This is a genomic window from Salegentibacter agarivorans (assembly GCF_900113135.1).
GTDB lineage: Bacteria > Bacteroidota > Bacteroidia > Flavobacteriales > Flavobacteriaceae > Salegentibacter > Salegentibacter agarivorans.
On record NZ_FOOH01000028.1, the window covers coordinates 1 to 24,684 of the forward strand.

The 24,684-nt window shown below is 36.8% G+C and carries 25 protein-coding genes and 3 tRNA genes; 18 read left to right on the top strand and 10 right to left on the bottom strand.

The window, feature by feature from the left end; genetic code table 11:
- The first annotated feature begins 591 nt into the window (after nt 1–591).
- The 4 genes from thrS to rplT all read left to right on the top strand — a co-directional run bounded on the left by thrS (nt 592) and on the right by rplT (nt 3,834).
- Nucleotides 592–2,538, top strand: a complete 1,947-nt coding sequence (gene thrS / locus BM084_RS16145) for a threonine--tRNA ligase (RefSeq protein WP_075327582.1) — start codon at nt 592–594, stop codon at nt 2,536–2,538.
- 23 nt (nt 2,539–2,561) lie between these two features.
- Complete coding sequence (infC, locus tag BM084_RS16150) at nt 2,562–3,113, top strand: translation initiation factor IF-3 (RefSeq protein WP_075327583.1); 552 nt, start codon at nt 2,562–2,564, stop codon at nt 3,111–3,113.
- A gap of 43 nt (nt 3,114–3,156) precedes the next feature.
- Nucleotides 3,157–3,354 (top strand): 50S ribosomal protein L35, encoded by a 198-nt coding sequence (gene rpmI, locus BM084_RS16155; RefSeq protein ID WP_037319922.1) that lies wholly within the window; start codon nt 3,157–3,159, stop codon nt 3,352–3,354.
- 135 nt (nt 3,355–3,489) lie between these two features.
- A complete protein-coding gene (gene rplT, locus BM084_RS16160) occupies nt 3,490–3,834 on the top strand; it encodes a 50S ribosomal protein L20 (RefSeq protein ID WP_075327584.1) in 345 nt (114 codons plus the stop codon).
- A gap of 141 nt (nt 3,835–3,975) precedes the next feature.
- On the opposite strand, the gene BM084_RS16165 is transcribed toward rplT, so the two are convergent.
- The 6 genes from BM084_RS16165 to tgt form a co-directional block, all read right to left on the bottom strand.
- Nucleotides 3,976–4,398, bottom strand: a complete 423-nt coding sequence (locus BM084_RS16165; protein WP_075327585.1) for a secondary thiamine-phosphate synthase enzyme YjbQ — start codon at nt 4,396–4,398, stop codon at nt 3,976–3,978.
- A 183-nt stretch (nt 4,399–4,581) separates the two neighbouring features.
- Entirely contained in the window at nt 4,582–5,766 is a 1,185-nt protein-coding gene (locus BM084_RS16170; RefSeq protein WP_093306115.1) for an asparagine synthetase B, read from the bottom strand.
- A gap of 145 nt (nt 5,767–5,911) precedes the next feature.
- Nucleotides 5,912–7,477, bottom strand: a complete 1,566-nt coding sequence (dnaB, locus tag BM084_RS16175) for a replicative DNA helicase (RefSeq protein ID WP_093306082.1) — start codon at nt 7,475–7,477, stop codon at nt 5,912–5,914.
- 167 nt (nt 7,478–7,644) lie between these two features.
- Nucleotides 7,645–8,598 carry an acetyl-CoA carboxylase carboxyltransferase subunit alpha gene (locus BM084_RS16180; protein WP_075327587.1) on the bottom strand — a complete coding sequence of 318 codons (954 nt, stop codon included), beginning with the start codon at nt 8,596–8,598 and terminating at the stop codon, nt 7,645–7,647.
- Between the two features lie 99 nt (nt 8,599–8,697).
- Nucleotides 8,698–9,774: an LptF/LptG family permease gene (locus BM084_RS16185; protein WP_093306084.1), complete on the bottom strand. Its 1,077-nt coding sequence runs from the start codon at nt 9,772–9,774 to the stop codon at nt 8,698–8,700.
- Between the two features lie 3 nt (nt 9,775–9,777).
- Nucleotides 9,778–10,908, bottom strand: coding sequence for a tRNA guanosine(34) transglycosylase Tgt (gene tgt, locus BM084_RS16190; protein WP_075327589.1), 1,131 nt, complete (start codon nt 10,906–10,908; stop codon nt 9,778–9,780).
- A gap of 261 nt (nt 10,909–11,169) precedes the next feature.
- Between tgt and BM084_RS16195 the strand changes: the two genes are divergently transcribed.
- From BM084_RS16195 to BM084_RS16205, 3 genes are all read left to right on the top strand, one after another.
- Nucleotides 11,170–12,018 (top strand): transketolase, encoded by an 849-nt coding sequence (locus BM084_RS16195; protein WP_093306087.1) that lies wholly within the window; start codon nt 11,170–11,172, stop codon nt 12,016–12,018.
- 104 nt (nt 12,019–12,122) lie between these two features.
- The gene (locus BM084_RS16200; RefSeq protein WP_093306089.1) at nt 12,123–13,076 is read left to right on the top strand and encodes a transketolase family protein; all 954 of its coding nucleotides are present in this window, start codon (nt 12,123–12,125) and stop codon (nt 13,074–13,076) included.
- 122 nt (nt 13,077–13,198) lie between these two features.
- Nucleotides 13,199–13,792, top strand: coding sequence for an outer membrane beta-barrel protein (locus BM084_RS16205; RefSeq protein WP_075327592.1), 594 nt, complete (start codon nt 13,199–13,201; stop codon nt 13,790–13,792).
- A 202-nt stretch (nt 13,793–13,994) separates the two neighbouring features.
- Here BM084_RS16205 and BM084_RS16210 read toward each other — a convergent pair whose 3' ends face one another.
- On the bottom strand, nt 13,995–14,900 hold the full coding sequence (locus BM084_RS16210; RefSeq protein ID WP_075327593.1) for an FKBP-type peptidyl-prolyl cis-trans isomerase: 906 nt from the start codon (nt 14,898–14,900) through the stop codon (nt 13,995–13,997).
- Nucleotides 14,901–14,979: 79 nt separating this feature from the next.
- On the opposite strand from BM084_RS16210, the gene BM084_RS16215 reads away from it, so the two are divergent.
- From BM084_RS16215 to BM084_RS16225, 3 genes are read left to right on the top strand one after another with little or no spacing between them, the layout of a single operon-like run.
- Nucleotides 14,980–15,375 (top strand): RNA-binding S4 domain-containing protein, encoded by a 396-nt coding sequence (locus BM084_RS16215; RefSeq protein ID WP_075327594.1) that lies wholly within the window; start codon nt 14,980–14,982, stop codon nt 15,373–15,375.
- The gene (locus tag BM084_RS16220; RefSeq protein WP_317040678.1) at nt 15,335–15,958 is read left to right on the top strand and encodes a methyltransferase; all 624 of its coding nucleotides are present in this window, start codon (nt 15,335–15,337) and stop codon (nt 15,956–15,958) included. The genes BM084_RS16215 and BM084_RS16220 overlap by 41 nt, the downstream gene beginning before the upstream one ends.
- 24 nt (nt 15,959–15,982) lie before the next feature.
- Nucleotides 15,983–16,483 (top strand): phosphoribosyltransferase family protein, encoded by a 501-nt coding sequence (locus BM084_RS16225; protein WP_075327596.1) that lies wholly within the window; start codon nt 15,983–15,985, stop codon nt 16,481–16,483.
- On the opposite strand, the gene BM084_RS16230 is transcribed toward BM084_RS16225, so the two are convergent.
- On the bottom strand, nt 16,478–16,996 hold the full coding sequence (locus tag BM084_RS16230) for a shikimate kinase (protein ID WP_075327597.1): 519 nt from the start codon (nt 16,994–16,996) through the stop codon (nt 16,478–16,480). The genes BM084_RS16225 and BM084_RS16230 overlap by 6 nt on opposite strands.
- 125 nt (nt 16,997–17,121) lie before the next feature.
- Between BM084_RS16230 and BM084_RS16235 the strand changes: the two genes are divergently transcribed.
- The 3 genes from BM084_RS16235 (at nt 17,122) to BM084_RS16245 (ending at nt 17,569) form a co-directional block, all read left to right on the top strand.
- A tRNA-Lys gene (locus BM084_RS16235) sits at nt 17,122–17,194 on the top strand.
- A 140-nt stretch (nt 17,195–17,334) separates the two neighbouring features.
- Nucleotides 17,335–17,407, top strand: a tRNA-Lys gene (locus BM084_RS16240).
- A 78-nt stretch (nt 17,408–17,485) separates the two neighbouring features.
- Nucleotides 17,486–17,569: transfer RNA gene (locus tag BM084_RS16245), tRNA-Leu, on the top strand.
- A gap of 12 nt (nt 17,570–17,581) precedes the next feature.
- On the opposite strand, the gene BM084_RS16250 is transcribed toward BM084_RS16245, so the two are convergent.
- Both BM084_RS16250 and BM084_RS16255 read right to left on the bottom strand, forming a co-directional pair.
- Nucleotides 17,582–18,988: an aldehyde dehydrogenase gene (locus tag BM084_RS16250; RefSeq protein ID WP_232228861.1), complete on the bottom strand. Its 1,407-nt coding sequence runs from the start codon at nt 18,986–18,988 to the stop codon at nt 17,582–17,584.
- Nucleotides 18,963–19,766, bottom strand: coding sequence for an SDR family oxidoreductase (locus tag BM084_RS16255; RefSeq protein WP_075327598.1), 804 nt, complete (start codon nt 19,764–19,766; stop codon nt 18,963–18,965). The genes BM084_RS16250 and BM084_RS16255 overlap by 26 nt, the downstream gene beginning before the upstream one ends.
- A 104-nt stretch (nt 19,767–19,870) precedes the next feature.
- Here BM084_RS16255 and BM084_RS16260 point away from each other — a divergent pair, with 104 nt between their 5' ends.
- From BM084_RS16260 to BM084_RS16280, 5 genes are read left to right on the top strand one after another with little or no spacing between them, the layout of a single operon-like run.
- Nucleotides 19,871–20,764 carry a MerR family transcriptional regulator gene (locus BM084_RS16260; protein ID WP_075327599.1) on the top strand — a complete coding sequence of 298 codons (894 nt, stop codon included), beginning with the start codon at nt 19,871–19,873 and terminating at the stop codon, nt 20,762–20,764.
- A 2-nt stretch (nt 20,765–20,766) separates the two neighbouring features.
- Nucleotides 20,767–22,227 carry a phytoene desaturase family protein gene (locus BM084_RS16265; protein WP_093306091.1) on the top strand — a complete coding sequence of 487 codons (1,461 nt, stop codon included), beginning with the start codon at nt 20,767–20,769 and terminating at the stop codon, nt 22,225–22,227.
- A gap of 3 nt (nt 22,228–22,230) precedes the next feature.
- Nucleotides 22,231–23,070 carry a phytoene/squalene synthase family protein gene (locus BM084_RS16270; protein WP_093306093.1) on the top strand — a complete coding sequence of 280 codons (840 nt, stop codon included), beginning with the start codon at nt 22,231–22,233 and terminating at the stop codon, nt 23,068–23,070.
- Nucleotide 23,071: 1 nt separating this feature from the next.
- Entirely contained in the window at nt 23,072–23,521 is a 450-nt protein-coding gene (locus BM084_RS16275) for a sterol desaturase family protein (RefSeq protein WP_075327602.1), read from the top strand.
- Nucleotides 23,522–23,546: 25 nt separating this feature from the next.
- Nucleotides 23,547–24,683, top strand: a complete 1,137-nt coding sequence (locus BM084_RS16280) for a lycopene cyclase family protein (protein WP_093306095.1) — start codon at nt 23,547–23,549, stop codon at nt 24,681–24,683.
- Nucleotide 24,684: the final 1 nt, after the last annotated feature.

The window sequence follows — 24,684 nt, forward strand, 5'->3', positions numbered from 1 at the left end:
GAACTTGTTTCCGCTGTAAGCGGCTGCAAATATACAATGCTTTTTCTTTACCCGCCAAATCTTTTTTAGAAAAATTTTTGACTTTTTTTTTAAAGCTTTCCATTCTCAAAAGAACTTTAAAAACAACTCCCGTTTCCTATAAAAACCTTCGCTGTTTTTGCGGCTGCAAATATACACCCTCTTTTGATTCTGGCAAGTAAAAAAATAAGTTTTTTTACTTTTATTTTTTTAAGCTTTTATTTCCTTAAAAAATCACCGTATCCCAATATGTAATGAACTTCCCCGCTTCTCCTCTCAACCCTCGTTGTGTCCCAAAGCGGGTGCAAATATACTGCTGTTTTATTCCCCCGCAAGCTCCAAATAATAATTTTTTAAAGAAATCTTAAAACAAATTCCTAAACTTCTCAATAAAAGGAACTTGTAAGATAAAAAATTTTAAAGAAATATTGGGGAGACAAAAGTTAATGTTTCAGCATAAAGAAAAACTACTTCTTTTTAATATTTCAGCAATAAATATCCTCCTTTATATATAAGTATATTGCGCAGGCAAAATCAACCTATTATCTTTGCGCTCATTAAAACTACATATACATGATTAAGGTAAGCTTGCCCGATGGCAGTATAAAAGAATTTGAAAAAGGTACCACTCCAATGGATGTTGCTAACAGCATTAGCTCTGGACTGGCCCGAAACGTAATTTCAGCAAAATTCAATAATAATATCGTAGAAGTTTCTACGCCATTAACTACAGATGGAAGTTTAACCTTATTTACCTGGAAGGACGACGACGGCAAAAAAGCTTTTTGGCATTCTACCTCTCACGTAATGGCCCAGGCTATAGAAGAAATGTATCCCGGTTCTAAATTAACCATTGGTCCGGCAATTGAAAATGGATTCTATTATGATGTAGATTTTGGCGAACATAAGATTTCGGAAAACGATTTTAAAAAGATCGAAGACCGCATGCTTGAGATTGCCCGTGAAAAACATGACTTTAAATTAAGGGAAGTTTCAAAAGCAGATGCCCTCTCCTATTATAAGGAACAAAATAACCAGTTTAAAGTAGAGTTAATCGAAAACCTGGAAGACGGTGAGATCACTTTCTGCGATCACGACAACTTTACAGACCTTTGCCGCGGAGGCCATATTCCAAATACCGGCTTTATTAAAGCGGTAAAGTTAATGAGTGTTGCCGGCGCGTACTGGCGCGGCGATGAAAACAATCCGCAGTTAACTCGTGTTTATGGAATTTCATTTCCGAAGCAAAAAGAACTAAAAGAATACTTAGAACTACTTGAAGAAGCTAAGAAAAGGGATCACCGTAAGCTTGGAAAAGAACTTGAGTTATTTACTTTTTCTCAAAAAGTTGGACAGGGACTTCCATTATGGTTACCAAAAGGAGCGGCTTTAAGAGAACGACTGGAAGATTTCTTAAAAAAGGCACAGAAAAAAGCAGGTTACGAGATGGTGGTAAGTCCGCATATTGGTCAAAAAGAACTTTATGTAACTTCCGGCCATTATGCTAAATACGGTGAAGACAGTTTTCAGCCAATTCATACCCCTAATGAAGGTGAAGAATTCTTATTAAAACCTATGAACTGCCCGCATCACTGTGAGATTTATAACGCTAGCTCCTGGAGTTACCGTGATCTTCCAAAACGTTTTGCTGAATTTGGCACCGTTTATCGCTACGAACAGAGTGGAGAATTACACGGCTTAACCAGGGTTAGAGGTTTTACCCAGGATGATGCTCATATTTTTTGTACTCCAGATCAATTAGATGAGGAATTCAAAAAAGTGATAGACCTTACCTTATATGTATTTGATTCTTTAGGTTTTGAAAATTTCACCGCCCAGGTTTCCTTAAGAGATCCGGAGAATAAAGAGAAGTATATAGGATCTGACGATGTTTGGGAAAAAGCCGAAACTGCCATTATTAATGCAGCTAAGGAAAAAGGGCTAAATTATGTTGTTGAAACCGGGGAAGCCGCGTTTTACGGACCTAAGTTAGATTTTATGGTGAAGGATGCACTTGGCAGAAGCTGGCAACTTGGCACCATTCAGGTAGACTACAATCTGCCAGAACGTTTTGAACTCACTTACAAAGGAAGTGACAATGAGACACACCGCCCGGTCATGATTCACCGTGCGCCATTTGGTAGTATGGAACGTTTTATAGCCATATTACTGGAACATACAGCAGGTAACTTTCCATTATGGTTGATGCCCGAGCAGGCTATGGTGCTCTCAATCAGTGAGAAATATGAAAAATACGCCCAAAAAGTTTTAACTTTGCTGGAAAATAACGAAATTCGCGCTTTGGCAGACAACCGAAATGAAACCATTGGGAAGAAAATTAGGGAAGCCGAAATGAACAAATTCCCATATATGTTGATTATAGGGGAACAGGAAGAACAGGATGGTACGGTTTCTGTACGAAAGAGAGGGGAAGGCGATATTGGCACTATGCCAGTAGAAGACTTTGCCGCAATTATAAATAACGAAATCAAAAAAACGTTGAAGACGTTTGAAGTTTAACCAAAAATAGATCAGCCATAGCAATACGTAGAAAAAAATCGAAAAGACCGCTTAGAGCAGTTAAAGAGGATCAACACCGGATTAACCAAAAAATCAGGGCAGAAGAAGTTCGCCTTGTAGGTGATAATGTAGAAATGGGCGTTTATCCAACCAAAGAAGCATTAACCATAGCCGAAGATTTAGGTTTGGATTTGGTAGAAATATCTCCAGATGCTAAACCACCGGTGGTAAAAGCGATGGATTACAAAAAGTTTCTTTACGAACAAAAGAAACGCGAAAAGGCAATGAAAGCCAAAGCGAGCAAAGTTGTTGTAAAAGAAATACGTTTTGGTCCTAATACAGATGATCACGATTACGAGTTTAAAAAACGTAATGCAGAGAAATTTTTAAAAGATGGTGCAAAACTAAAAGCTTTTGTATTTTTTAAAGGTAGATCTATCGTTTTTAAAGATAAAGGGGAAATCCTATTGCTTAGATTAGCTCAGGATCTTGAAGAACTTGGAAAAGTAGAACAAATGCCAAAACTTGAGGGAAAACGTATGACTATGTTTTTATCTCCAAGAAAAGCAAAATAGAATAAAGAATAATAAGAGAGTTATAATATAAAAAGAGGATAACATGCCGAAAATGAAAACAAAGTCTAGTGCCAAAAAGCGTTTTAAGCTTACCGGTACTGGTAAAATAAAAAGAAAGCACGCGTTTAAAAGTCACATCTTAACAAAGAAGTCTAAAAAACGTAAGCTAGCCTTAACGCATAGTACTTTAGTACACGATGCAGATAAGGACAATGTTAAACTTATGTTGCGTTTAAAGTAACAATAAGCTCTTAACGGTTTAATTAATTTAAAAACCCTGGAGTTGGGCAACACTTCGACTGCGCTTAGTGTGACAGATTGAAGTTTAAGTTAAAAGTGTCGATTATCGACCGCCTGCTACAAAACACATATAAATATGCCAAGATCAGTAAATTCAGTTGCAAAGAGAGCCAGAAGAAAAAAGGTTCTTAAGCAAGCAAAAGGTTACTTCGGACGTCGTAAAAACGTTTGGACAGTAGCCAAAAACGCGGTAGAGAAAGCAATGCTTTACTCATATAGAGACCGCAAAGTAAAGAAACGTAATTTCCGTTCACTGTGGATATTGCGTATCAACGCTGCAGCCCGTGAACACGGTATGTCTTATTCTCAATTTATGGGAGCTGCAAAAGCAAATGGAATAGGTTTAAACCGTAAGGTACTTGCCGATTTGGCAATGAACCATCCAGAAGCTTTTAAAGCAGTTGTAGATAAAGTAAAGTAAATACAAACAGTTATACACTCTCTTATTTAAAAATCCGGTTCTTTTGAGCCGGATTTTTTTGTACTTATATTTACTAATGATCTATTATTTGCCACCAGTACACTAATATTATCAGCCAATTCAGCGTATAGGTATCTCCGCTTAAACTCCGTAAAGGCTTAAAACTAATTTTCGGGAACCGCCATTATTTCTATGTTCTGCCAAATAAATTCCCTGCCAGGTTCCTAAATTTAATCTTCCATTTGTAACAGGAATTTGAAGCGAACTGCCAAGTAAAGATGCTTTTATATGCGCAGGCATGTCATCTGCCCCTTCTAAAGTATGTTTGTAATATGGCATGTTTTCCGGAACCATTTCATTAAAATGACTCTCAAAATCATCGCGCACCGTAGGATCGGCATTTTCATTGATGGTAATTCCTGCTGAAGTATGTTTAATAAAAACATTCAACATTCCAGAATTAATTTCCTTCAATTCGGTTAATTCATTTTCAACTTCGCCAGTGACAATATGAAAACCTCTTGATCTCGCTTTTAATTTTATTTCCTTCTGAAAGAATTTCATAGTTACTTCTTATTATTTTCTTTTAAATAAATTCCTGTTGCAGTTAAAATCCCAACTGAAATTAATAATATTCCATATACCGAAGAAGGCAATGTAATTATATTAGTTAAATCTAATATGAGAAATATTACAAAAATTAAGTTGACCACACTTAGTATTTTCAATAAAAGACTTAGTTTCATCTTAGGTTTTTTGAGGCTTTTTCTTCGCCGCCGGGAAGAGCACATTATTTAGGATCAGCCTATAACCCGGGGAAGTTGGGTGTAAATCAAGTTCGGTCTTTGGATCCCCAACCCTATGCTGATAATCTTCAGGATCGTGGCCTCCGTAAAAAGTGAAAAATCCTTTTCCTTTTATTCCGTGAATATAACGTGCTTCACCATTTAATTTACTCTCTCCCATCACCAGGACATTGGCTTTAATATTATCAGGGTTATATGCTGTAGTTTGCCCCATAAATCCTTTAACCAATCGCGTGTGGTTTTGAGTTAACATAGTTGGCACTACATCCCATTTTGCTGAAAAATCCATCAGCGTAAAATAATCGGTTTCCTTCGGAATATTTCTTTTAGCAGTCATATCTATTGAAGAAAACTCGTAAACCATTGGGCTTCGTTCCAGAGTAAAATCGGTAAAAGCGAAAGTATTACTGAAATCGATTTTAGATTGATAACCGGGTTCGCTGGGGTCACCATCAAACATAGTTTCAGCAATATCCACGCCTTCTGCGGCGAGAGCAATATCAAAACTATCGGTAGCGCTGCACATGGCAAACATAAAGCCGCCACCAACAACATAATCCCTTATCTTTAGAGCTACGGCTAATTTCTCTTGTGAAACCTTATCATAGCCTAACTTTTGCGCCAAAGCTTCAGATTCTTCTTTTTCCTGAATATACCAGGGCGTGGCTCTAAATGTTCTGTAAAATTTCCCGTATTGGCCTGTGAAATCTTCGTGGTGTAAATGAAGCCAGTCAAATAAAACCAGGGCATCGTTTAGAACGGCTTCATCGTAAATAGTTTCGTAAGGAATTTCAGCATAAGTAAGCGCCATAGTAACCGCATCGTCCCAGGGTTTATTTCCCTGGGGAGAATAAACCGCAATTTTTGGAGCTTTCTCTAAGACCACGGTCTCCATATTTTGGGAAGGACTACTGATTTCTTCTAAAATAGACTGCGTTTTATCGTCACTTATTACTTCAAAAGAAACTCCTCGTATTTGGCATTCTTTACGTAATTCTTCGGTATCTGAAATTAAAAACGAACCACCGCGATAATTTAACAACCATCTAACTTCTAACTCTTCTTCTAAAGCAAAATAGGTTATTCCGTAAGCTTTTAAATGATTCTTCTGAGAGTCTCCGTCCATAGGAATAAGCAATTGTGATGCTAAAACCTGAATAGAATTTAGAAACAGGAAAACAAAAAAGACCAGAAGAACGGTAAATTTCCCGCTTTTCTGGTCTTTTAAAACAATGTTATTAAGTGTACTCCTCTTTATTTTATCAGAATTTTTAGAATGGAACTTCGTCATCGTCATCATTATTAAACCCACTATTCATAGAGCTACCAAAAGCTTCGTTCGCACTTGGATTAGGCAGGTTTGGAGAATTAAATTCATTCTCATCATTTTCGCCGGTATTCATTTTTGAATGATATTCAAAAGGCGAATCGAACTCTTCTAAGTTATCAAATTTACCAAGATGACCAATAAATTTAAGACGTATATTTTCCAGTCCACCGTTCCTGTGCTTGGCAACAATAAATTCTCCCTGCCCATCGGTTGGTGTACGTTCTTCATCATCCCACTCTTCAATTTTATAATATTCGGGACGATAAATAAAGGAAACAATATCGGCATCCTGCTCAATCGCTCCAGATTCCCTAAGGTCAGAAAGCAATGGTCGCTTGCTTCCTCCCCTGGTTTCCACGGCACGTGATAACTGGGAAAGTGCAATTACTGGGATGTTTAATTCTTTGGCAAGTGCTTTAAGGTTACGCGAAATTGTAGAAATTTCCTGCTCCCTGTTTCCGCCACCTTTCTGGCTTCCACCGGCAGTCATTAACTGCAAATAATCAATTACAATAAGCTTAATCCCGTGCTGGGAAGCCAACCTCCTGGCTTTTGCCCTAAGGTCAAAAATTGAAAGTGAAGGCGTATCATCTATAAATAGAGGTGCATTTTCAAGATCTTTTACCTTCACATTAAGTTGTTCCCATTCGTGCTTTTCAAGATTTCCCGTTCTTAATTTTTCTGAAGAAAGACCGGTTTCCGAAGAAATTAATCGGGTAATTAGCTGTACTGCCGACATCTCCAAAGAGAAAAATGCTACCGGCATATTCTGGCCAACAGAAATATTTCTGGCCATAGATAAGGTAAGGGCCGTTTTACCCATACCCGGACGTGCAGCAACAATAATAAGGTCACTGGGCTGCCACCCGGAAGTTAACTGGTCTAACTTATCAAATCCTGAAGGAACACCACTTAAACCTTCTTTATTCGAGATCTCTTCAATTCTATTCTTCGCCTGAATCACCAAACTTTGAGCAGTCTCTGTAGATTTTTGAATATTCCCCTGGGTTACTTCGTATAATTTGGCTTCAGCACTGTCTAAAAGATCAAAAACATCTGTAGATTCATCGTAGGCTTCTTCAATAATTTCGTTTGAAATTTTAATCAAACTACGCTGAATATATTTCTGAAGAATTATACGCGCATGAAATTCAATATGCGCTGAAGATGATACTTTTTGAGTTAACTGAATAAGGTAATAATCGCCCCCGGTTTTTTCAAAATTGCCATCTTTCTTTAATTGGTTAGAAACGGTTAATAAGTCAATCGCCTCTGTATTTTCGAAGAGTTTATGTATGGCTTCAAAAATTAATTTGTGGGAGTTTTTATAGAAAGCATCAGGGCTAAGGATATCAATAATTTCATCTACCCCTTTTTTATCAATCATCATTGCCCCTAACACAACCTCTTCTAAATCAACAGCTTGTGGAGGAAGTTTTCCTTTTTCAAGGCTAATTACGTTGCTTTTCTTTGCCGAAAATTGTTGTGGGGCGGTGATTTTTTCCATATCACGAAAGTATAAAATTTGTTAAGAGCATCTTAATTATAATTCACTTACTTAATTAACCAGTCATCAACAATCTGCCTGTTGAAAACTTAATAATAGTGTTGATAAGTGCAAAAAAAACCGAAACCAGGGTTTCGGAAATTTAAGAAGTTATGGTATGTAAGGTATTAGCTTTTAAAAACCCCCATATCTAAATACTTATCCATTCTTTTATTAACTAAATCTGTTGGTGATAAGTTTTTAAATTCAGAATAAGCTCCTAAAATTGCATTTTTTACCGTATTAAAAGTTTCCTCTCTATTGCTATGAGCACCTCCAATTGGTTCTTTTACAATTTCGTCTATCAATTTCTGTTTTTTCATATCCTTAGCGGTAAGTTTCAAAGCATCTGCCGCCTGCTCTTTATACTCCCAGCTACGCCAAAGAATAGAAGAACAAGATTCAGGAGAAATTACCGAGTACCAGGTGTTTTCAAGCATCATTACCTTATCGCCAACTCCAATTCCTAAAGCACCTCCACTGGCACCTTCTCCAATGATAACTACAATAATTGGCACTTTTAGCCTTGTCATTTCCAGGATATTGCGGGCAATAGCTTCTCCCTGGCCGCGTTCTTCAGCTTCAAGCCCAGGATATGCTCCCGGAGTATCTACAAATGTCACTACAGGAAGACCAAACTTCTCTGCAGATTTCATTAAACGCAAAGCTTTACGGTAACCTTCAGGATTTGCCATCCCAAAATTCCTATATTGTCTCGTTTTAGTATTATAGCCTTTTTGCTGACCTATAAACATAAAACTCTGATCTTCAATTTTACCAAGCCCGCCAATCATTGCTTTATCGTCTTTTACATTTCTATCGCCGTGAAGCTCTAAAAAAGTATCACCACAAATTGCATTTATATAATCTAAAGTATAGGGGCGGTTTGGATGCCTGGAAAGCTGAACCCGTTGCCAGGCCGTTAAATTCTTATATATATCTTTTCGGGTTTCCTTTAATTTCTTTTCAATTTGTCTGCAGGTAGCCGTAACATCAACATCGCTCTCTTCACCTATGTTACAGGCTTTTGCGTACTGCTCTTCCAACTCTTTAATGGGTAATTCAAATTCTAAATATTCCATAAGTTGATATGGTTTGTTTTTTATTAGCCTACAAATATAACAAACTTTAAAAGGAAGAATTATACAGAAAGACCATTAAATTTTGAGAAATTTCTTCTCTTATCTTTTGGCTCTATAAAGTAGAAAAATTGCCAGAATACCAAAACTGATATTAGGAAACCAAACAGCAATTAAAGGAGAAAAGGTAGATTGCTCGGCCATAGTCCCAAAAACCTTATCGAAAAATATAAATATAAAGGCTAAAGTAATTCCAACGGCAAGGTTTACACCCATCCCTCCACGACGTTTCATAGAGGAAACAGCTACCGCAATTATGGTAAGAATAAATGCGGAAACAGGAATGCTCCATCGCTTATAAGCTACCACCAAATATCTATTTATATTTCCAGAACCGCGGCGGCGTTCTTGTTCAATAAACTCGTTTAGCTCGGTATAGTTTAAAGTTTCAGCGATATAAGTTTCAGGGGTTAATTCATCAAATTCAAAAGGAAGAATGGTATCCAACTTATTCTGATGAATTATAGAATCTTCATCTACCCCAACAATTCGTTTATTTACATTGGTTAAAGAATAAGTAGTGTCTTCGGGATTAAATCTTAGGCTGGTGGCACTTATTTTATATTCAAGTTTATTGCCTTCAAAATGTTCTAAAGTGAAATTTCTAGCCGATTTCCCCAATGGCTGAAAATGGCTGGCATAGATAAATTCGTTATCATTTATTTGCCTATAAACATCCCTGGTTTCCTGGGTTTCGGCTCCTTTTTTAAGATATTCATATTTAAATTCATTAAAACCTTTACTGGCTTTTGGCGCGAGGAACATACCAAGAATGAGCGCTAAAATACAAACAATAGTTGCACCAATAAGATAAGGTCTTAAGAACCTCCAAAAAGAAACCCCACTACTTAAAAAGGCAATAATTTCAGTATTATTTGCAAGTTTGGAGGTAAACCAAATCACCGATAAAAACAGGAAAAGCGGAAATAATAAATTGGCAAAATAGATTGTAAAGTCTACATAATAAAGAGCCACTTCTATAAAAGGCACTTCATTATCCAGTATTTTCCCAATTTTTTCAGCAAGATTAACTGTAATTCCAATTGGTATAAATAGTAAAAGCATAAGGAAGAAAGTTCCCAAATAACGTTTTAATATGTACCAATCTAAAATTTTCAAAGTCTAAAGTCTTTTATCCATTTGTTTAACCATCATATTCTTCCATCTGGCAAAATCTCCGGCTAAGATATGTTTTCTGGCTTCACGTACCAACCACATGTAAAATCCGAGATTATGAATAGTAGCAATTTGCTTGCCGAGAAGTTCATTTACACTAAATAAATGCCTAACATAAGCTTTGCTATAATCTTTATCTACAAAAGTAGTTCCCATTTCATCTAGAGGAGAGAAATCGTCTTCCCACTTTTTATTTTTAATATTAATTGTCCCGTGAGCCGTAAAAAGCATCCCGTTACGGGCATTTCTGGTAGGCATCACACAATCAAACATATCTACTCCCAGTGCAATATTTTCCAAAATATTAATAGGTGTACCTACTCCCATTAGATATCGCGGTTTATCTTCCGGAAGAATTTCAGTAACAACTTCTGTCATCGCGTACATTTCTTCAGCAGGTTCTCCAACTGAAAGTCCGCCAATCGCATTACCCTCTGCTCCTACTGAAGCTATATATTCTGCCGATTGTTTCCTTAAATCTTTATAAGTACTTCCCTGAACTATGGGAAAAAGCGTTTGATCAAACCCGTATAAAGGATCTACTTTTTGCAAATGATTTACACACCTGTCCAGCCACCTATGCGTCATATGCATAGAACGTTTTGCGTATTTATAATCACAAGGATATGGTGTACATTCATCAAATGCCATAATGATATCGGCACCAATAGTCCGTTGAATTTCCATCACATTCTCTGGAGTGAAAACGTGGTAAGAACCATCTATATGTGATTTGAATTTTACCCCTTCTTCCTTAATTTTCCTTCTCGCAGAAAGGGAGTATACCTGGTACCCACCGCTATCGGTTAAAATATTTCGATCCCAGTTCATAAACTTATGTAAGCCACCGGCTTTCTTAAGAATTTCGGTTTGGGGACGTAAATATAAGTGATAGGTATTCCCTAAAATTATATCAGGATTAATGTCTTCTTTAAGTTCCCGCTGGTGTACTCCTTTAACCGAAGCTACTGTACCAACAGGCATAAAAATAGGAGTTTCAATCTTACCGTGATCGGTGGTAATGGTCCCGGCGCGGGCTTTACTACCGGTATCGGTACTCAACAAATCAAATTTCATAATACTTTTTAAGTGAGTGCAAAGATACTCAAGTAAACTTCCTTTTGACAAACCCAAGGGGTATTAAAATTTTTTTTTGATTTAAAGACAGCCGAGCTTTCAAATATCGCAATCGATTGAAAATTTAATAAAAGAAGTTTACACCAGGAAATTGTTAGTTACTTGGTTAGTTTTCTTAATAACTGGAAGGCAAGCACTTTGACAAAGCTTTATAAAAAGCTATTTTTGTGGCTATCATTTTAACAACACAATTTTACTTTAATGTCAAAGATCAAAGAATTAGAAGATTTTGCCACCCAGGTACGCCGGGATATTTTAAGGCAGGTTCACAAGGTGAATTCGGGACATCCGGGAGGTTCGCTTGGTTGCACAGAATTTTTCACCGCTTTGTACCAGGGCGGAATTATGGAACACAAACCCGAGTTTAACATGGACGGGAAAGACGAAGACCTTTTCTTTCTTTCCAACGGTCATATTTCACCGGTTTTCTATAGCGTTTTAGCTCGTAGTGGTTATTTTCCTGTAGATGAATTAAATACTTTCCGACTTATAGATTCCAGGTTGCAGGGGCACCCTACAACGCACGAAGGCCTGCCGGGAATTCGTGTTGCCTCAGGTTCCTTGGGCCAGGGAATGTCGGTTGCTCTTGGAGCTGCTCAGGCTAAAAAACTGAATAAGGATAAGCATTTAGTATTTTCCCTTCACGGAGATGGTGAATTACAGGAGGGTCAAAACTGGGAGGCTATTATGTATGCCGCCGGTAATAAGGTAGACAATATCATTTCTACAGTAGACGTAAATGGCCAGCAAATAGACGGAAGTACAGAAACCGTTTTACCAATGGGTAACCTGAAAGCTAAATTTGAAGCTTTTGGTTGGGATGTAATGGAGATTGAAGATGGTAACGATATGCAACAGGTAATTGATGGATTAACTGAAGCCAAATCCCGTACCGGAAAAGGAAAACCGGTTTGTATACTTATGACTACCGTTATGGGTAATGGTGTAGATTTTATGATGCATACCCACGCCTGGCACGGAAAAGCGCCTAACGATGAGCAATTAGAAACTGCGCTTTCTCAAAATCCTGAAACTTTAGGAGATTATTAAAAGCCCCACCTAGCCTCCCCGAAGGGGAGGAATTTGATTTTAAGGGGAATGGATATAAAATAATATAGATTTCCAGAAAAGTGGAAATGACAAAGAAATTTAGAATGAAGACATATACAGATACAGGAAAAAAAGATACCCGTTCCGGTTTTGGTGCGGGACTTACCGAGCTTGGCAGAACCAATCCTAACGTAGTAGCACTTTGTGCCGACCTTATAGGATCGCTTAAAATGCAGGATTTTATTGATGAAAATCCGCAGCGTTTCTTTCAGGTAGGAATTGCCGAAGCCAATATGATGGGAATGGCCGCAGGTCTTACCATTGGCGGGAAGATTCCATTTGCAGGTACTTTTGCAAATTTCGCGACGGGAAGAGTCTACGACCAAATTAGACAATCTATCGCCTACTCGGGGAAGAACGTAAAGATTTGTGCTTCTCACTCTGGAGTAACTTTAGGAGAAGATGGAGCAACCCACCAAATCCTGGAAGATATAGGCCTTATGAAAATGTTACCAGGAATGACGGTAATAAATACCTGCGATTTTAACCAGACCAAAGCCGCAACTTTGGCTATTGCTGAGCACGATGGCCCGGTTTACCTTCGGTTTGGACGACCAAAAGTAGCTAATTTCACTCCGGAAGATCAAAAGTTTGAAATTGGGAAAGCAGTTCAACTTTATGAAGGGGATGATGTAACTATAATTGCTACCGGCCATTTGGTTTGGGAAGCGATACAGGCGGCCCAAAAACTTTCAGAAAAAGGAATTAGTGCTGATGTGATCAATATTCACACGATCAAACCTTTAGATGCAGAAGCCATTATCAAATCGGTTAAGAAAACCGGATGTGTGGTAACTGCCGAAGAACATAACTTCCTTGGCGGTCTTGGAGAAAGCGTTGCCCGCACTTTAGCCGAAAATAATCCGGCACCACAAGAATTTGTGGCCACCCAGGATACTTTTGGAGAAAGCGGCACCCCGGAACAATTATTTGAAAAATACGGACTTAACGCAGAAGCGATTATTAAAGCCACAGAAAAAGTGCTAAAAAGAAAATAAAACTTCTTTTTAATTATCTTTAAAGCCTTTGAGAATGTGATTCTTAAAGGCTTTTTTTATTCAGTAAAAAATAACAGGCACTATTTGTGCGTTATTTAAACCTAACAATAAAACAATCTACTATGAAAAAATTAATGTTTATCGCTTTTTTTGTGTGCTCCTCTGCTGGACTCATAGCACAGGAAGCAGATTTTGGAATTAAAGGTGGTTTCAACTACGGGGCTACCGGAGATCTTAAAATGGAAAATGCTTCTAACGATTTAGGAGATATCATTGAAGGTAAAGAAAAATCAGGGTATCATATAGGGCTTTTCAGTCGTTTTGAGATTGTGGGAATTTTTCTTCAGCCAGAACTAATGTTCACTCGCCTGAATACCGAATATGAAACTTTCAACTATAAAATTGATAAAATTGATGCGCCTATTTTATTGGGCGTAAATGTTTTAGGACCCTTAAATATAAAAGCAGGTCCTTCATTTCAGTATATTATAAATAATGAGCTGGAAGATACTCCGCTAAAAATTGGCGATGTTGAAAAAGATATAACGGTAGGTTACCAGGTAGGTGCCGGTATAAATCTGGGTAGATTAGGTTTTGATGTAAGATATGAAGGCGCTTTTACCGAAAATACCGCTTTTAGTGAAGAAGCTTCAGATAATTTTTCAATAGATTCCAGACCTTCTCAATGGATTTTGAGTTTGTCTTACGCTTTTTAAGTTAAAAGTAACCAAACAGGAAAGTTCTATTCTGTTTAATAAAAAAGGAGAGGTTAAGTAAAAAGACTTTCTTCGTCAAGCTGAACTAGTTTCAGCTTCTAATATGTTTTAAAACAACTTAGATCCTGAAGCAAGTTCAGGATGACGTTTAAGTTAACTTTCTACTTAACCTCTTTTCTATATAAAATACTTAAGCTTTTACTTATTCAAAAGTATCGGGATCTAAATAATCTGGAGTTCCATTTCCGTTAGAATCTGGAAACTCTATACTACCATCTTCATTGATAATTATTTCATCACGGGTTGGTTTTCCATCACCATCATCATCGGCATCAGCAAAATTTGGAGTGTCGTCACCATCGCTATCATCGTCCAAAATATTGTTATTTTCATTTAAATCTTCCATCCAGCTGGGAATACCATCCCGATCGTGATCGGTTTCATTAACACGGAATAACTGCACGTTAAAAACCAAAGGACTATAAGGTGGAATACTGGTTTGTGAACTTGAAAAATATCCTAAACCTGAAGGAAAAATTAAAGCTCCAATGCCATAATCGTCATTAAAATCTACCGTATTATCTGGATTTACCTTATATCCAGAAGCTCCTTTAAATTCTATAATTCCTTCAGTAAAGCCTTTTATTAGTGTGGTAAGATCAAACCAAACAGGTGTATTTGCATTATCAAAAGCGGTAAGGTTTAATAGTTCCCCGCGGTAACTAACAAGAGTAGAATCGGTGAATTTTGGTTGTTGGCCTTCCCCTTCTCTAACCTTTAATACATACATATTGTATTCTACATCATTATTCACCACCGTTTTCATAATCAGGTTTTCCTCTTCAGAAAGTGGTGTTTTATCTGCATTTTCACCGGCAATTGTATCAAGACGAACCATATAATCAAAATCATCTGAAGGATTTTCAAACTCTTCGTAATTGTAAAAATGGGTGTCCAGGAAATTATTTATTGAATCGGCATCAGTCAAAGCCTGCTCTTCAGGGTCTCTTTCCTCAATTTGCGGCGTATTTCTATTATCATCATCGTTACAGGAAATTAGAGTTGAAGCTGAAATAAGGCTTAGAATAAAAAATTTGTTTAATCGCATTGTCTTTATTTTTGGCGCGCAAGATACAATATTCTTGTATTTTTGTTTAAGATTAACGCAGTTTTAAAGGAGAGATTTTATGAGAGTTGACAAGTTTTTATGGTGCGTAAGATATTTTAAAACCCGAAGCATTGCCACCAACGCATGCAAGCAGGGAAAAGTGAAAGTAGATGGCGCTAATGTAAAGCCCTCTAAAGAAATTTTTCCAAACGATAAACTTACCGTAAGAAAAAACCAGATAGATTATCAAATTGAAGTTTTAGACCTTCCTCCCAACCGGGTTGGCGCAAAACTGGTAAATCTTTATATAATTGATGTAACCCCAAAAGAAGCTTTTGAAAAATTAGAGCTTTTAAAATACTCTAAAGATTATTATCGTAAAAAAGGTACAGGAAGACCTACTAAAAAAGATCGTCGTGATATAGACGATTGGTTTGAAAACACAGATCCCAATCCAGATGACATCAAATCGTAGTTTTTCTTCGGCATTTTGGTCGCAACGCTACGAAGAAAACCAAACCGGCTGGGATATTGGCGAAATATCTCCCCCACTGAAACAGTATATAGATCAGCTTGCAGACAGGGAACTTAAAATATTAATTCCCGGCGCCGGAAATGGCTATGAAGCCGAATATTTATTTAAACAGGGTTTTAAAAATGTATATGTAGCCGATATTAGCAAAAATCCCCTAAAAAATCTAAAAAACCGTTTACCCAATTTTCCGGAAGAACAATTATTGCCCATTAATTTCTTTGAAATTGAAGATTCTTTTGATCTTATTTTAGAGCAAACCTTCTTCTGTGCGCTTCCGGTAAGTTCCAGGCAGGATTATGCAAAAAAATCTGCTGAAATTTTAAATGAGAATGGATTGCTAAGCGGACTGCTTTTTAAATTTCCGCTTACAGAACAAGGTCCGCCTTTTGGCGGAAACAAAGAAGAATATTTAACGTATTTTAGTCCGTATTTTAAAATTGAAATCCTCGAAACCTGCTACAATTCTATAAAACCAAGGCAGGGAAACGAATTATTTTTTAAATTCAGAAAAAAGTCAGTTTGACGCTGAACCCAAACATATAAGCAAATGAAAGAACGTGTACTTATTTTAAATCACGAACAAATTCAGCATAAAATTAAACGTATAGCCTACCAGGTTTACGAAAGCAATATTGATGAAAAGGAAATTATTCTTGCCGGTATTTCTAAAAAGGGCCATCAATTAGCCTTGCATTTAAAAGAAGCTTTAGAAACGATTTCTCCGCTAAAAATCAAGTTGTGCGAAGTTTACGTAAATAAGAAAAATCCGCTGGAAGAAATTACTACTTCGTTGGAACCCGAGGTTTATCAAGATAAATCGGTTATTTTGGTAGATGATGTTTTAAACTCTGGGACCACCTTAATTTATGGCGTAAGACATTTTTTAAATGTTCCGCTTAAACAATTTAAAACAGCGGTTTTAGTAGACCGAAATCATAAAAAATACCCTGTAAAAGCCGATTTTAAAGGAATTTCGCTCTCCACTTCTTTAAACGAAATGGTAGAAGTTTCTTTTGAAGCAAATAAATTTAAAGCAGAGCTTTTATAGTTTTTCTATAATTTGATCTACAATAAATTCAGGTTCTTTTTCGTCTACGTTTACGGTAATATCCGACTGGCTGTAATAATAGGCGCGCTCAAAGAGATGTTTCCTAATAAATTCTTCTAAAGTCTCCCGGGAGTCTAAATGACTAATTACCGGTCTATGAACTTTTTCCTGGAAAAGCCTTTCGGTTAATGTTGGGATAGATGCTTTTAAGTAAATACTTTTTGCATCTTTTTGGGCACAAATTCGGTCAAAATTATCTCCGTAACATGGCGTTCCCCCTCCTAAAGAGATCACCATATCTGAATTATTTTCCAAAATATCGTCTAAAATTTGTGATTCCAGTTTTCTAAAATAAAGTTCGCCTCTATCCTCAAAAATATCATTAATACTTTTTCCCTGGATCACTTCTATTTGATCATCGAGATCTACATATTTGTAATTCAGATTTTTAGCAAGCTTCTCTCCTACCACCGACTTACCCGATCCCATATACCCGGTTAAAAAAATTTTCATAGTTAAAGTACTTATTATTAGAAGGATTCAAATCTAATATAAATTTATCTCAATTTAGGCTTGAAAAATAAATTAATGAATGTATATTTGCACCCGCATTCGCAAAAAGACGGATGCTTTTTATTGATCTGGTAGCTCAGTTGGTAGAGCATCTCCCTTTTAAGGAGAGGGTCCTGGGTTCGAGCCCCAGCCAGATCACAAAATAAATTTTGATTTAGTTGGCGAGAAACCTGTCCCTAACGAAACGCAGTAAAGTAGAGTTTCGGGAAGCCCCAGCCAGATCACTTTTTAAGTTCAGAATTCTTAATTGAATTTATTTTTTTGAAATATTCACAACCGATCTGGTAGCTCAGTTGGTAGAGCATCTCCCTTTTAAGGAGAGGGTCCTGGGTTCGAGCCCCAGCCAGATCACTTTTTAAGTTCAGAATTCTTTGAATTCAATTTTTTGCAACAGCCCTAGGAAATGTACTATTTCCAGACTTGTTTTAAGCCCGGGTGCTGGAACTGGTAGACAGGCATGGTTGAGGGCCATGTGTCCATTAGGGCGTGCGGGTTCGACTCCCGCTCCGGGCACTTTCTAAATTCCTATCCTACTATTTTCTTTATTAATCCAAAAAACTTATAAGGTGGATACTTTAATGGTATATCCAGTTTTGTAGTTGAATTTACCACGCCTCTTTCGTGCGTAAAAGCCAGGAAACTTTCTTTACCGTGATATTTCCCCATTCCGCTATTTCCCACACCTCCAAAAGGCAATTTATGGTTCGCTACGTGTAAGAGCGTATCGTTTATACAGGCTCCCCCAGAACTTGTTTCCCGCAAAACTTGATCTGCGCCATTATCTTTTCCAAAATAATAAAGTGCAAGCGGTTTTTCATTCTTGTTTATATAAGATAAAGCTTGCTCTATTTCTTCAAATTCCATTACCGGTAAAATAGGCCCGAAGATTTCTTCCTGCATAATCTCATCTTCAGGTTTTACGTTATTTAAAATCGTAGGAGCAATATATTTTTCTTCTAAATTTACTTTTCCGCCGTAATATATATCGCCATCTAAATATTTCATTAACCTATTCATTGCATTTGGGTTTACAATTCGGCCATAATGATTAGAATTTGCGATATTATCTCCCAGCATTTCTTCAAAAGATTTAGAAATTTCAGCTAAGAGATCTTTCTTAATATCCTTGTGAACCAGCAAATAATCTGGTGCGATACAGGTTTGGCCTGCATTTATAATTTTACCCCAGGCAATTCTTTTTCCGGCAATTTTTAGGTTTGCCGCTTTATCTACTATACAGGGGCTTTTACCTCCCAGTTCTAAAACCACTCGGCTTAAATGCTCGGCAGCAGCTTTCATTACGGTTTTCCCCACACCCGGACTACCGGTAAAAAACATAACATCAAATGGAAATTTAAACAGCTCCTGGTTAGCTTCCTTCCCTCCCTGCACTACCGAAATATATTCTGAAGGAAAAAATTCTGAAATCATTTCTTTTATAACCCTGGCTACATTTGGTGTGTCTGGTGAAGGTTTTAGCACCGCACAGCATCCGGCAGAAATGGCACCAATTAATGGATTTATAGTAAGCTGAAACGGGTAATTCCACGGCGCGATTATTAGACCAATGCCCAGGGGCTCAAAATAGATTTTTGAGCCGGAAGGTTTAATTTGTAAAGGTGTCCCTACTTTTTTAGGCTGTGACCATTTCTTGAGGCTTTTAATATGATAATTCAACTCTTCTATAAGCAAACTGGTTTCGGTAAGAAAAGCTTCTTCCTTAGATTTATGAAGGTCTTCCCATAAAGCTTTATTCACTTTATCTTCATATTGAAGAATGGCTTTTTTTAATTTCTTTAACTGCTGAAGCCTGAAATCTATACTTTTAGTTTCCTGAGAAGCGAAAAACGTTCTTTGATTCTTATATATTTCGGCTATCTCTTTTGCTGAAGTTTCTTCCATATCCTTATTTTTTTCGACCTTTAAATTCATCCATTGTTTTATACACCCCAATTACCCTTCCTACAAACCAATCGTAAAACCAAATTGGAAAAAGTCCCTGTGAAAATCTTACAAAACGCATACTCCACGGCATACTTAGATAGATCCTGTTCTTTTCAATTGCTTTAATTATTTTTTTAGCCACTTTAGTTTGATCCAGAATAGGGATATTAGATTTCACCCCGTCAAACATTCCGGTATTAATATAATAAGGAGTAACCGTGGTTAGGCCAACGCCCGTTTTAAGCTGTTCCATTTCCAACCGTAAACTATCAGACCAACCGGTGGCAGCCCATTTGCTGCCGGCGTAAACCGCCATTTTTGGATTAGAGACCAGACCGGCAGAAGAGGTTATATTACAAATATGACCTCTTTTCCTTTTGATCATACCGGGAAGAAAAGTTAATGCAAGTTGCATTGGGGCAATGGCATTTACCTTCATTGTCTTTTCTATTTTTTCTGAAGAATTCTCGTGAAAATAACCACCATACACAATTCCGGCATTATTGATTAAAATATCAATTCCTCCAATTTCTTCCTCTACCTGCCTGGCCATTTCCTTTACCCACACGGTATTGGTGATATCTATGGTGTATCCATATACCTCCCCCAATTCCTCAAATTCATTAAGTGTTTTTTGTAAATTGAGTTTATCCACATCCCAAATTACCAATTTACCCCCATGCTTTAATACTTCCCTGCCCATTATTTTTCCTATACCAGATGCGCCACCGGTTATAAGGACAAGTTTTGAAGAAATCGTCGTCATAAATTTTAGTGTTTAACTTTTTAACTAAACAATTAAACATTTTAACACTTTCGTAAAGTGTTTAATGTTCAATTTTAATTAGATTTGACTATCTTAAACACAATATGGAACTAATTAAGCAAAATTTCAGTATAAAAGACCTTGAAAATTTAAGCGGAATCAAGGCTCATACCATAAGAATTTGGGAAAAAAGATATAATATCTTAAATCCCGATCGTACTTCTACAAATATAAGGACATACGATAGTTCTAATCTTCAAAAGATCTTAAACGTTGCTTTCTTAAACGAACACGGCTATAAAATCTCAAGGATTTCCAAACTCAGTGATGAAGAAATTGCTAAAATGGTAAGAAGTATTTCTGCCAGTACAAGTAAAGAAAACCGAGCTCAAAATTCATTTAAACTTTCTATGATGAATTTTGATGAAGAGCTTTTTAATAATACATACGAGACGCTACAGAAAGATAAAAGCTTCAGGCAAATTTTTCACCAGGTTTTTCTTCCCTTACTGGAGCAAATTGGTATGTTGTGGCAAACCGATACCATTAAGCCAATTCACGAGCATTATATTGTAGATCTTATTAAACAAAAATTATATTTTAATCTCGCTGAAATAAAGAAAGAGGTCAAACCAACTTCCGATAAGTTATACGTACTCTTTCTTCCCGAAAATGAAATTCACGATATTGGGATTATTTACCTGTATTATGAACTTCTATATCACGGGAACCAGGCAATTTATCTGGGCCCAAGTTTACCTTTAACCGATCTTGGCTATCTGTTAGAGCGCCACGACAACCTGAGTTTTGTAAGTTATTTTACCACCGCACCCGGAGATGTAGAAGATTTTATAAATCAATTTAACGAGGAAGTTTGCGAAAAGAAAACTTACGAATTATTACTTTTTGGGCATAAAATAAGGGAAATTCAGCATAAAGAGCTTCCCGCTTTTGTGAAAACCCACACCAACCTAAACCAATTTATAGATAACCTTTAAATATGAAGAAGAAAGTTGCTGTTATTGGTTCCGGATTTGCTTCCCTCGCTGCGGCCTGCTACCTCGCAAGAGATGGCTATAGGGTAGATATATTTGAAAAAAATGCAAACATCGGCGGGCGGGCACGCCAGCTAAAAAAAGACGGATTCTGTTTTGATATTGGTCCTACATGGTATTGGATGCCCGATGTTTTTGAACGTTTTTTTGCCGATTTTAGCAAAAAACCTTCAGATTATTATGAGCTGGAAAAACTAAGTCCCGCTTATAAAGTTTTCTTCGGAAAAAATGATAGCATTACCATAGAAGACAGCCTCGATAAAATTTGCGCGGCTTTTGAAGCCGAAGAACCCGGAAGTTCAATAAAGCTAAAACAGTTTATTGAGGAAGCTAAAAACAATTATGATATAGCCATTAAAGATTTGGTATATCGCCCCGGCGTTTCTCCTTTAGAATTAATTACGCCCACCACCGCAGGCAAAATAGGCCAGTTTTTTAGCACAATTTCTAAAGAAGTCAGGAAAGAATTTACCAACCAGAAACTTATTCAAATTCTTGAATTTCCGGTACTATTTCTTGGAGCTAAAGCCAGCCAGACCCCGGCTTTTTATAGTTTTATGAATTACGCCGATTTTGGCCTGGGCACCTGGCACCCCAAAGGCGGAATGTATAAGGTGATTGAAGCCATGGAAAACCTGGCTAATTCCCTGGGAGTTAAAATAAATACGAATGCCGCGGTTTCTGAAATTTTTGTTGAAAACAATACCGCAACAGGAATGCAGGTAAACGGTGAAAAAATAGAAGCCGATTATATTCTTAGCGGTGCCGATTATCATCATACCGAAACTTTACTGCCGGAATACAAAAGACAATACAAGGAGTCTTACTGGCAAAAAAAGACCTTTGCTCCTTCAGCTTTATTATTTTTTGCCGGTTTTAATAAGAAATTAGAGAATGTAACGCATCATACCTTATTTTTTGATACCGACTTCGAGAAACACGCAAAAGCAATTTACGATGATGCCGAGTGGCCAGAAAATCCGTTGTTTTATGCAAGCTTTCCATCAGTTACAGATGATGCCGCCGCGCCAGAAGGAAAAGAAGCCGGTATATTTTTAATTCCGCTGGCACCCGATGTGGAAGATACTCCAGAAATTAGGGAGAAATATTTTCAGAAAATTATAAGCCGGTTTGAAAGTTTAACCAATCAAAATGTAACCGATCATCTTCTTTTTAAAGAATCATTTTGCGTTAAAGATTTTAAAGAAGATTATAATTCTTATAAGGGTAATGCTTATGGCCTGGCAAATACCCTTTTACAAACTGCATTTTTAAGACCTAAATTAAAGAGTAAAAAAGTGCACAAATTATTTTTTACCGGGCAGTTAAGTGTTCCCGGCCCCGGCGTGCCTCCTTCACTAATTTCAGGAAAGCTTGCCGCGGGATTAATTCAAAAAGAAAATTAAATTATGAAAGCCATTTTTGACAATGTTTCACGGGCTTGTAGTAAAACTGTTACTCACCAATACAGCACCTCGTTCTCTACCGCGACCAGGATGCTCGCGCCCTCTATTCGTCAGGATATTTATAATATCTACGGCTTTGTGCGTTTTGCCGATGAAATTGTAGACACTTTTCACGACTATGATAAGGAAAAACTATTTAACGATTTTGAAGTAGATCTTTATAAAGCAATTAAAGATAAAATTAGCCTAAATCCTATTTTAAATTCTTTTCAGGAAACCGTACATAAGTATCAAATAGACGAATCGCTTTATCGCGCTTTTATGAAGAGTATGCGCTTAGATTTGCATAAATCTGACTATCTTAGTATTGCCGAATATAAAGAATATATCTACGGAAGTGCAGACGTAGTAGGCCTTATGTGTTTAAAGGTTTTTGTAAAGGGGGATCATAAAAAATATGAATCGCTGAAGCAATCTGCAATGAGTTTAGGCTCTGCTTTTCAGAAGGTGAATTTTTTAAGAGACCTTAAAGCCGATTTTGAAGATCTTAGCCGTAGTTATTTCCCCGGCACCAATCTTGAACAATTAGATGAAGCCAGCAAACAAAAGATTATAGCAGAAATAGAAGAAGATTTTAAACACGGTTTAAGCGGAATTTCGCATTTACCGGTAGAAGCTAAATTTGGTGTTTACACCGCATATATTTATTATAGAAAATTATTGCACAAGCTTAAAAAAGTACCTTCTTTAGAAATTAGGAACAGCAGGATAAGGGTTCCAGATTATCAAAAAGCAGGGCTCTTGGCCAAATCGTATATTTCTTATAGATTAAAACTTATTTAATATGGATATTTTATTATGGATTCTGGTTTTTCTGGGCACTTTCGCCGGTATGGAAGGAATGGCCTGGTTTACCCATAAATATATTATGCACGGATTACTCTGGAAACTGCACAAAGACCACCACCACAAAGACCACAGCCACTGGTGGGAACGCAACGATCTTTTCTTTATTTTTTACGCACTTGTTAGTATTGGTTTTTTCCTACTTTGGCGTTATGAAGATGTTTGGATTGGCCTACCCATTGGCCTGGGAATTTTAGCCTATGGCATTACTTACTTTACGGTTCACGATATTTTTATACACCAACGATTTAAAATGTTTAGAAATGCTAATAACCGTTTCGCTAAAGGAATAAGAAGAGCACATAAAATGCATCATAAACATCTTGGCAAAGACGATGGCGAATGTTTTGGAATGTTATTCGTACCTTTCAAATACTTTAAAAAATAAAATAGTAATGCTGCGTTAGTAATTTATGCTAGGTCCCGTATATTTTTATGTTATTATTGGTGGAGGACTTGCAGGCCTTCAATTAGCCCGGCAACTTAGCCGGGATGTTTTTTTCAAAGGAAAAAAGATTGCCATAATAGATTCTGATTTTTCTATTCCGGTTAAAACCTGGTGTTATTGGGAAAAAGGCTCAGGCAAATGGGATCATCTACTTACCAAATCCTGGAATAACGGAAAATTCATTTCTTCTGAAGAAAATATAGAATTACAACTTTCCCCTTATTCCTATAAGATGATAAAGGCTGCAGATTATCATCAAAAATTGCAGGAAGAGATAGAAGAATCTGGTGATATTGAATTTATTACCGATGAAATTCAGAAAATTGATCCCGTAACTATGAAAGCCAAAGGCCGAAAAACATCTTATGGCGCTACTCATTTTTTTGACAGCAGGGTAGATCCTTCTTACCTGGAAAGTAAAAAACACACTACTATTTTTCAGCATTTTAAAGGCTGGGAAGTAGAAACCGAAAAACCCACTTTTAGCCCAGATTCTTTTACGATGATGGATTATAGAATTAAGTATCCCGGCGCTACCGCTTTTACTTATATCCTCCCATTTACTGAAAGAAAAGCATTAGTTGAATATACTTTTTTCTCTCCCTTTTTAACTGAAGATAAAGTGTATGACGAAATGCTTCAGAAATATTTTGAAAAGGTTTTAAAAACAAAGGATTTTACGATTAAAAGCACTGAAACCGGCATAATCCCAATGACCGATTTCCCTTTTAATAAAGCAAACACTAAACAAATTACCAAAATTGGTACCGGTGGTGGCTGGGTAAAACCTTCTACCGGTTATTCGTTTAAAAACACAGAAAAGCGTATAAACCGAATTATTAAAAATATTAAAAGCGGAAAAATACCGGGAGAAAACTTAATCAATGAAAAATTCAGAAAGTACGATGCAATTTTTCTGGATGTACTCGCCCAGAATAATCAAAAAGGAGAAGAAATTTTTACCAAATTTTACACTAAAAATTCTCCACAGGATATTTTTAAATACCTGGATGAAGAAACTTCAGTTTCAGAAGACTTAAAAATTATGTTTTCGCTTTATAGTTTCGATTTTGTGAAATCATTTTTCAGGAAAACCTTTTAAT

Excerpts from the sequence above, each read along its gene's own strand:
- BM084_RS16195 (WP_093306087.1), top strand. The coding sequence starts at position 11,170 with ATGTCAAAGATCAAAGAATTAGAAGATTTTGCCACCCAGGTACGCCGG.
- BM084_RS16250 (WP_232228861.1), bottom strand. The coding sequence starts at position 18,988 with ATGAATTTAAAGGTCGAAAAAAATAAGGATATGGAAGAAACTTCAGCA.
- BM084_RS16200 (WP_093306089.1), top strand. The coding sequence starts at position 12,123 with ATGAAGACATATACAGATACAGGAAAAAAAGATACCCGTTCCGGTTTT.
- BM084_RS16270 (WP_093306093.1), top strand. The coding sequence starts at position 22,231 with ATGAAAGCCATTTTTGACAATGTTTCACGGGCTTGTAGTAAAACTGTT.
- thrS (WP_075327582.1), top strand. The coding sequence starts at position 592 with ATGATTAAGGTAAGCTTGCCCGATGGCAGTATAAAAGAATTTGAAAAA.
- rplT (WP_075327584.1), top strand. The coding sequence starts at position 3,490 with ATGCCAAGATCAGTAAATTCAGTTGCAAAGAGAGCCAGAAGAAAAAAG.
- BM084_RS16210 (WP_075327593.1), bottom strand. The coding sequence starts at position 14,900 with ATGCGATTAAACAAATTTTTTATTCTAAGCCTTATTTCAGCTTCAACT.
- BM084_RS16170 (WP_093306115.1), bottom strand. The coding sequence starts at position 5,766 with ATGGACGGAGACTCTCAGAAGAATCATTTAAAAGCTTACGGAATAACC.
- dnaB (WP_093306082.1), bottom strand. The coding sequence starts at position 7,477 with ATGGAAAAAATCACCGCCCCACAACAATTTTCGGCAAAGAAAAGCAAC.
- rpmI (WP_037319922.1), top strand. The coding sequence starts at position 3,157 with ATGCCGAAAATGAAAACAAAGTCTAGTGCCAAAAAGCGTTTTAAGCTT.
- BM084_RS16280 (WP_093306095.1), top strand. The coding sequence starts at position 23,547 with ATGCTAGGTCCCGTATATTTTTATGTTATTATTGGTGGAGGACTTGCA.
- BM084_RS16205 (WP_075327592.1), top strand. The coding sequence starts at position 13,199 with ATGAAAAAATTAATGTTTATCGCTTTTTTTGTGTGCTCCTCTGCTGGA.
- BM084_RS16180 (WP_075327587.1), bottom strand. The coding sequence starts at position 8,598 with ATGGAATATTTAGAATTTGAATTACCCATTAAAGAGTTGGAAGAGCAG.
- BM084_RS16215 (WP_075327594.1), top strand. The coding sequence starts at position 14,980 with ATGAGAGTTGACAAGTTTTTATGGTGCGTAAGATATTTTAAAACCCGA.
- BM084_RS16275 (WP_075327602.1), top strand. The coding sequence starts at position 23,072 with ATGGATATTTTATTATGGATTCTGGTTTTTCTGGGCACTTTCGCCGGT.
- BM084_RS16165 (WP_075327585.1), bottom strand. The coding sequence starts at position 4,398 with ATGAAATTCTTTCAGAAGGAAATAAAATTAAAAGCGAGATCAAGAGGT.
- BM084_RS16255 (WP_075327598.1), bottom strand. The coding sequence starts at position 19,766 with ATGACGACGATTTCTTCAAAACTTGTCCTTATAACCGGTGGCGCATCT.
- BM084_RS16265 (WP_093306091.1), top strand. The coding sequence starts at position 20,767 with ATGAAGAAGAAAGTTGCTGTTATTGGTTCCGGATTTGCTTCCCTCGCT.
- tgt (WP_075327589.1), bottom strand. The coding sequence starts at position 10,908 with ATGAAATTTGATTTGTTGAGTACCGATACCGGTAGTAAAGCCCGCGCC.
- BM084_RS16260 (WP_075327599.1), top strand. The coding sequence starts at position 19,871 with ATGGAACTAATTAAGCAAAATTTCAGTATAAAAGACCTTGAAAATTTA.
- BM084_RS16230 (WP_075327597.1), bottom strand. The coding sequence starts at position 16,996 with ATGAAAATTTTTTTAACCGGGTATATGGGATCGGGTAAGTCGGTGGTA.
- BM084_RS16225 (WP_075327596.1), top strand. The coding sequence starts at position 15,983 with ATGAAAGAACGTGTACTTATTTTAAATCACGAACAAATTCAGCATAAA.